The organism is Sodalinema sp. (genome assembly GCF_046483825.1).
In the GTDB taxonomy this organism is placed as follows: Bacteria; Cyanobacteriota; Cyanobacteriia; order Cyanobacteriales; family Geitlerinemataceae; genus Sodalinema.
In genome coordinates this window covers 1-7,468 of record NZ_JAWOCL010000232.1, presented here as the reverse complement: position 1 = coordinate 7,468, position 7,468 = coordinate 1, and the positions used below count along the sequence as shown (strand labels likewise).

The window sequence follows — 7,468 nt, the reverse complement described above, 5'->3', positions numbered from 1 at the left end:
CGAACCCACCCCTAGCCCCTCCCAGGAGGCGAACCCACCCCTAGCCCCTCCCAGGAGGCGAACCCACCCCTAGCCCCTCCCAGGAGGGGATTTTTTGCCCCTACAGCAACTACAGCAACGGATGTGATCCGCCATAAATTTTCCTTATCACCCTGAACCCAGAAGACCCAGTTTTTTTCGGTTTAATTCAGTTTAAACTGTCCTCTCTTACCCGTTACTCTAAACCTAACTCCCGTTTTAGGAGTTCAATAGACTGGCTGCTGATGTAGTTCTCGAAACAGGTAACTTGGGGGGGGCGAATCAGGTCATCTCGGGCTGATTGGATCGCAGATTTGACCGCTTCAAAGCTGGCGCGATCGCAGATAATCGTCCGCGCACTGCGAACCATTGCATTGAGTTTATAGGTATTCCCCAACTCCGTGGTAATCACCAACAATTCATCACCGCGCAAACTGTGAACAATCACCTCAGCGGCGCGCAACAGCCCGGAACTGATGCTGACGAGTCCTAAACAGCTATCTTTAGCTAAGGCTTTGACGAGTTCAGTTTCCTTGGCGTAATCGTAAATATCAATGGGAATCACCCGCACGGCTTTGGGTGCGGCGACGGATTCGGCTTCTCCGATAAAATAGCGACTGGTGACGACGGTTCCTGAATGGGCTTTGTCAAGAATCTCTGACAACTCCTCCATGGGGACAAGTTGGACGGGAATTTTCAGGGCTTGTTCGAGTTCCTGAGACATCAACTCCCCTACGCCAATATCTTGAAGTGGCGCTGTTACCAAGACTCGGGCGCTACAACGTAAACGCCAGTCAATTTCCCCGAGAAATAACTCTCGCGCTTCATTGAGGGAACAGCCTTTATTGAGGAGTTCGTCGAGACTGCGTTTGATGACTTCGTGGGCTTCGGGATATTGAGCCCAGATGGGGGAACTCAGATGCGTCCCTCCTCCTTCGTGGCCCTGGGCGCGGACATAGATTCCCGAACCGGCTTGGGCCTCGACTAAGCCAATGTCTTCGAGTTGGCGGTAGACTTTACTGATGGTATTGCGGTGTAGGCCCGTCTGCATGGCCAGTTGGCGGGTACTCGGAAGCCGATGTCCGGGGGGAAACTGACGGGAGGCGATCGCAAAGCGAATTTGATTAAAGAGTTGGTTGGACGCGGGAATGTCGCTGTCCGATTGAATATGAAATTTCATAGGTTTTTGCAGAACCTTAACACAAAAATCAGAAGAGTTTAGTAGACATTTTTCATGCCATCTTAGCTTACTCTGCCGCCAATTTCCACCCTGAGAGGGGTCAATTTCACCCCAAGTCAGGTCAATAAGGCGATTTTCAGCAATTCTCTCAACTCATGACGCGATCGTCCTGAGAGATTTTTCTGAGACCTTTCACCTCAGCGATCGGATCGTCATTATTCAGATCTCTCCTGTGACCGCGATTTCGCCTGGACGTCTTGCTCGAGTTCCTGCACCAGTTGTCGCACTTGGAAGCGCTCGATTAGGCGACGATAGTGTTGACAAAACCTGTGCAAGTTCTCATGTTTTTCTGCGATCGCATCAAGTTCTTGTCCCAGACGATTTAAACTTCCTCGCTTCGCCAGATGTAACAGTTGTGCTAAATCCTCGGGTTCGGGAAGTTCCTCGGGGATTCCAGAAGCTTGGAGATTTGTGGCCGGCCCGGTACTTGACTCGATCACGGTCGCCCCATTTTCGCTAACCGGTTGATACTGGTCAATCTGAAGCTCTAAATCGAAGCGAAAACAACTTCCAGATCCCAGTTGCGATTCGACTTCCAGTTCACTTCCCATCCGATGCAGGATTTCTTGAACAATGACTAATCCTAAGCCGGTTCCATCACTGTTGCGCTCGGGGCTACTCACTTGTTCAAAGGGATGAAAAATACGCTCTAAGTCTGATTCTGCAATCCCAATCCCACTGTCGATCACTTCAAATCTAAGGCATACTGTCTGTTGAGAGATGGGTTGAGGAATGGGGGTGGCCTGGGGTTGAGAGATGGCTTGGGAAACGGCATCTTTGGGTTTCTTGTCTAGGGGCGAGTCGAGACGAGAAATATGAAACTCAATTGTACCACCACAATCGGTGAATTTAATGGCATTCCCTAAAAGGTTGATCGTGACTTGTTTTAAGCGTTTATCATCGACCAGGATATAGGCGGGAATTTCGGGAGATGCATTAATTTGTAAATTTAGCCATTTTTCATTGGCTTTAACTTGACATATTTCGACAACAGTGTTAAGCAATTTTGATAAGCTAACAAGTCTTGGGTGGATGGTTAATTCCCCCGATTCAATTTTCGCAAAATCGAGGATATCGTTGATTAAGTTGAGGAGATGGTTGCCACAGTGATAGAGAGAGTTGAGTTGTTTGGTTTCGAGGGGCGTTAACTGTTGGGAGTGCATCAAAATTTGTGCATAGCCAAGAATGCCATTTAAGGGGGTTCGCAATTCATGGCTCATGTTGGCGATAAATTTACTTTTAGCGGCATTGGCGGCATCTGCGGTTTGTTTCGCCTCTTGAAGTTGCGCGGTGCGAGCCGCCACTTTATCTTCTAACGATTCAAAGGAATTATTAAGTTGTTGAGTCATTTCGGCGAAGGATTGCGAGAGTTGACTGATTTCTCGGATTCCTCCCTGGGGAATGGTGCGATCGCGTTTCCCATTAGCAATATCTTGACTAATTCTACTCAGTTGTAACAGAGGACGAGTGAGCCAACGAGCCGTTAGCCAACCGATGATTCCAGCCACAATGAGAGCGATCGCACATAACAGCAAGGTCAGACGCTGATTATCCTCAATTTCTTGCATGAAGTTGGCTTCGGGAATAATCACGACACTCCGCCAACGCACACCATAGTTATCGCGAATTAGCCGAACTTGCAAAAAATAGCCCTGATTCGCTGTCTTGAAATATAAATTTTTCTGCTCTGTAATCTGACTCCAATGTCCAAATTCTTCCTCTAAGTACTGAGCCGATTGAGCAATGACAGAATGATGACTATGACGAGCATAAGGCCGCTCAATCTGATGAGAATCATCAACATCAGATTGAATGGCATTGAGGGGATCACTTCCATCAGAAATACCAATCAATTGTCCTGTAGAATCGACAATATAAGCCTGTCCTCCTCCAGCAATATCAATTTCATTTAGAACAGTGCTAATATACTTAAGTCTAAGGGTGACAGCGGCAACTCCTAAAAGCACATGATTCTCATCATAAATTGGCTGGGAGGCTGTGATAACCAGTGCATCATAGGCGGCTTGACTGAGAGAACGATACAGTTGACTCCAGTTACTATGGCCTAAGCCAATGGTTCGTCTATACCAGGGGCGATCGCGTGCGTCAAACTCCTCTTGCATCCGCAATCCGGTTGTCATACGCCCCAAAATATCCACGGAAAAACTAATTAACTCTCCGTTGGTTTCCGCGTCTGCATATTCAATAAAATAAGAGGTATCTGGCTGAAATGGGTCGAGTGGTGGTGTTTTGGGCTGTGCTGCAATACGAATCATATGCCCTTGGCGAGCTTCCCCGAAGCTGATGGCATTAATTGAGGGGAAACTTTGCAGTTGATCCCAAAATAAGGGCTGTAAATTGCGAACATTGCTGACATCGATAGTTTCCCGCGCGATCGCCCTAGCCGTCGCCTGATTCACCGTCAAGGGAACGTCTAAAAACTTAGCAATTTCCGTTTCAATGCGATCGCTCTTTTCTTGAGCCAATCGACTCACTAAATTATGAACAGCCTGGCGGCCCTTGTTCAAAGAAAACCAGCCCGTCAGCCCAACAATTACTGTGATTTCGAGCAAAAACGGAATCACCAGCACTAAACGCAACGGAATCCGGCTACTTAGTCGCTGTATCCGTTTTTTAATCGGTGTTATCACAGCATTGGACATATCGGACTAACCACAACTGAAGAGAAGGGATAGCATCTGTTGGTCTCAAAATAACTCCCTTCTCTTCATTCTAGTGTCTAACTCTGGGATGTCAGGAGTTAGGAGTAGCACCATAGACCTGGTCATAGTACTCCCGATAGTCTTGCGAGAGTAGCGGTGTCCACCACTGTTCATGGCTGAGATACCAATCCACGGTTCGTCGTAACCCTTCCTCTACTGTAACCGATGGCTGCCATCCCAGTTCAGTTTTGATTTTAGTGGCATCAATGGCGTAGCGTCGATCATGGCCGGGGCGATCGCGGACAAATGTGATCAACTCCTGACTCGGACGCTGCGGAAGCTGAGGCGCCATCTCATCCATCAACTGACAGAGGAGATGCACTAAATCCAAGTTTTTAACTTCATTATTGCCGCCAATGTTGTAGGTTTGTCCAGGTTTTCCCTTAGAAATCACCGTATCCAAGGCGTTACAGTGGTCTTCAACGTACAGCCAATCACGAACATTTTGCCCATCTCCATAAACTGGGAGCGCTTTCCCCAACAGGATATTAATGCACATCAACGGAATCAGCTTTTCCGGGAAATGATACGGACCATAATTATTAGAACAGTTTGTGATCAGCGTTGGCAGTCCATAAGTATGAAAATAGGAACGCACCAGATGGTCACTCCCGGCTTTTGAGGCAGAATAGGGACTATTGGGAGCGTAGGCGGTTGTTTCGGAAAAGGGGGGATCTTCTGGGCTAAGACTTCCATACACCTCATCGGTGGAGACATGGAGAAATCGCCCTCGTTGCTGATTGGCGTAATGGCTGCGGAAGGCTTCGAGAAGGGTGAAGGTTCCAACAACATTGGTTTGGATAAAGGCTTCTGGCCCAAGAATCGAGCGATCGACATGGGATTCCGCCGCGAAATGGGCCACAGTATCAATCTCATGTTCGCGCAAGAGGCGATCGATGAGGGGGCGATCGCAGATATTCCCCTGAACAAAGGTGAGTTTACCCTGTTCGTACAAATCAGCGATATTAGCTCGGTTTCCGGCATAGGTGAGCGCATCGAGAACCACCACGTGATCCTCGGGATGGCGATCGCACCAGTAGCGGACAAAGTTTGAGCCGATGAATCCGGCTCCTCCGGTAATTAGAAGATGTGGCATGGGGGAAGAAGGGAACAGGGAACAGGGAACAGGGAACAGGGAACAGGGGGGAAGAAGGCAAGAGGCAAGAGGCAAAAGACAAGACTTAGGCCTTGTAGTCGCCTGGAGTGTTTTCGTTCAGTTGGCTAGTCGCTCAGGATTTGTAGGCGAACCGTGTGTTCTCCCGTGTCGTCGAGGGGAACTTCAATAATGGGGCCACTGATTCGTTCAATCACATTAATGAGCGATCGCAGGTTAGGGGTACTCGCTCCAGTATCCACATAGAGGCGGTCAGATTGGCTTGAGAGGCGCTTCCAGGTCGTATAGAGCTTTGTCACCGTTTGCTCCAATTGAGCCGCCTGTTTGACCAAATCTGAGGCGACGCTGAGGGAGCCAACCCGTAAGGCTTCCTCCAAGGCCATCTCTAGATCCAGAGAGGGATCTTGTAGAGTTTGCACCTGGGAAGCGGCATCAATATATTTTGAGAGATTGCGAGCCTCGGTTGTCAATTGTTTTAAGGTGTCCACATCGGGATGTTCCGCCGCTTCCCGTTGAATCTCTTTCTGATGGTTTTCGGGCAGTTTTTCTAATTCCCGAACGAGAGGCGCAACATGACGAGCGGGTAACGAATGATCGGCGGCGCGATCGCGGACTTCCTCGGGCAATAACTCCGACGTCATGGCCATCCATTCATCGGAGAGTTGTTTAACTTCACGGCGGGTAATGCGATCGCCATCCTGAGCCGCCGAGGCAACCAATTGTTGCACCTCTAACGGCGAGTTAGCCGTTTCGACAAATGCCCGTTTACTGAAGTTATTAATACTATTGGGATCGAGTTTTCCTTGTTCGAGTAAGGTATCGGCACTATTGGCCAGTTCAATCAGAGAATAGGCTTGACTTTTGCTGATTTCTCGTTCACCGAGCCATTTTAGAAAACCTTTTCCGCGTCCTTCACCGCCAATTTTCTCGCGATCGCGCACCGCACGCAAAATTCGTCCCCGCCAAATATCCGTTTGCAAATTAAAGCGATCGCACACCAACCAGGCGCGATCCACCTGTTGCAAAAACTCAAAATCGGGCAAGTCTTCATCATCGGGATTTGGTAAATCAAAATCCAAATCGGGCGGTTCTTGGAGAACCTCAATCAATTCGTCTTGTAGATCTGGCATAAGAGGGAACAGGGAACAGGGAACAGGGAACAGGGAACAGGGGAAGAAGGCAAGAGGCATAACCCACCCCTAACCCCTCCCAGGAGGGGATGGCAAGAGGCAAACGGGGGAAGAAGGCATAACCCACCCCCTAACCCCTCCCAAGAGGGGATGGCAAGAGGCAAGAGGCGTAGGGGCGTACCTTTAGGGTCGCCCTCTTCCGGCAACGATTTGCTCTTCTGGCAGCGATTTACAGTGAACCAACTATTGAGTTAGGGCGCGGATAAAGCGTTGCACTTCACCAAATAAGCCTCGGGATTTGGGTTTTGTGGAACGAGTGGACGAGTCTGGATCAACCTCAGCCGCTTCAGAAGACTCATTGTCGAGTTCTTCACCCATTAGTAAGCGTTCAAGTTCCTCACCAATAGGTTTATAGGACATTTCCGTTAACACCTCATATTGATTCTCCTCATTTAACGTCCAGACAATCCAAGATGAAGGATAAGCCCGGAACACAGCGCCGCCAGGCAGAGGACGGACATAATAACATGAGGTGATTTTGCTGAGGAAGCGTTCCCGCAACTGGCGGGCGGCGTAGCCGATACCCACGGTGGCGACACTTTCGAGGCGAGGGAGGAGTAAAATCACCGGGCGATCGCCGGCTTCGTTCGCCAGTTTCTCCACCTGTTCAATTTCCACGTCAGAGGGTTCCACCAACAGATAGCATTCATCGCTGTCATCCATCTGATTGGTGACGGGGAGGCGACGACTGCCCACATCAGCAATTTTGAACGGTGTTTCTCCCCAATCGCGGCGGGCCAAGGCGGCGGCCCCTGTGTCGGGGAATAGCACTTTCAGGTTATAGCCCATCTCCGTCAATACGGGGATAAAGGTTTCAGCAATGGGTTGGGCCTTAAGTTCTGGATAGACGATCTCAACTTGGATTAAGCGGTAGCCATCCTCCAGGGCGGCTTTGGTGGCCGCTTTCGCCTGGGCGATCGCATCCTCTAAGTCGTCTGGGAGTTCAATTCGATTATCTGTAGTATCCATCCCGTCGTAAAAACCCTGTAACGCTTTAACATAGTCAGTTGGATCTCATTTTAACCCCTCGCGGCATCCCTTCGGGTTCTTGCCTCTTCCTCTGTGGCCTCGGGCAACCAGAAGGATCACCAGTGTGACGCCTGGACACCCGTTCCAGAAGGGTACGCCCCAGAACCTGCCAGTTTGTGGTTGCGCGTGGTCGTTGCGCGTGATTGGCCACCAA

5 protein-coding genes are annotated in these 7,468 nt (G+C 49.5%); all 5 read right to left on the bottom strand.

Annotated features, from left to right (window positions below; genetic code table 11):
- Positions 1-214: 214 nt before the first annotated feature.
- The gene (locus tag R6U67_RS15110; RefSeq protein WP_410253318.1) at positions 215-1,198 is read right to left on the bottom strand and encodes a GntR family transcriptional regulator; all 984 of its coding nucleotides are present in this window, start codon (positions 1,196-1,198) and stop codon (positions 215-217) included.
- 215 nt (positions 1,199-1,413) lie between these two features.
- Complete coding sequence (locus R6U67_RS15105; RefSeq protein ID WP_410253317.1) at positions 1,414-3,921, bottom strand: ATP-binding protein; 2,508 nt, start codon at positions 3,919-3,921, stop codon at positions 1,414-1,416.
- Positions 3,922-4,012: 91 nt separating this feature from the next.
- The gene (gene rfbB / locus R6U67_RS15100) at positions 4,013-5,077 is read right to left on the bottom strand and encodes a dTDP-glucose 4,6-dehydratase (RefSeq protein WP_410253316.1); all 1,065 of its coding nucleotides are present in this window, start codon (positions 5,075-5,077) and stop codon (positions 4,013-4,015) included.
- A gap of 125 nt (positions 5,078-5,202) precedes the next feature.
- Positions 5,203-6,225 (bottom strand): hypothetical protein, encoded by a 1,023-nt coding sequence (locus R6U67_RS15095; RefSeq protein ID WP_087709041.1) that lies wholly within the window; start codon positions 6,223-6,225, stop codon positions 5,203-5,205.
- A gap of 243 nt (positions 6,226-6,468) precedes the next feature.
- Positions 6,469-7,254, bottom strand: a complete 786-nt coding sequence (locus R6U67_RS15090; RefSeq protein WP_410253315.1) for a DUF1995 family protein — start codon at positions 7,252-7,254, stop codon at positions 6,469-6,471.
- Between the last annotated feature and the right edge of the window lie 214 nt (positions 7,255-7,468).

What these genes read in the sequence shown, in the direction of transcription:
- rfbB (WP_410253316.1), bottom strand. Translation starts at nt 5,077, where the DNA reads ATGCCACATCTTCTAATTACCGGAGGAGCCGGATTCATCGGCTCAAAC.
- R6U67_RS15095 (WP_087709041.1), bottom strand. Translation starts at nt 6,225, where the DNA reads ATGCCAGATCTACAAGACGAATTGATTGAGGTTCTCCAAGAACCGCCC.
- R6U67_RS15105 (WP_410253317.1), bottom strand. Translation starts at nt 3,921, where the DNA reads ATGTCCAATGCTGTGATAACACCGATTAAAAAACGGATACAGCGACTA.
- R6U67_RS15110 (WP_410253318.1), bottom strand. Translation starts at nt 1,198, where the DNA reads ATGAAATTTCATATTCAATCGGACAGCGACATTCCCGCGTCCAACCAA.
- R6U67_RS15090 (WP_410253315.1), bottom strand. Translation starts at nt 7,254, where the DNA reads ATGGATACTACAGATAATCGAATTGAACTCCCAGACGACTTAGAGGAT.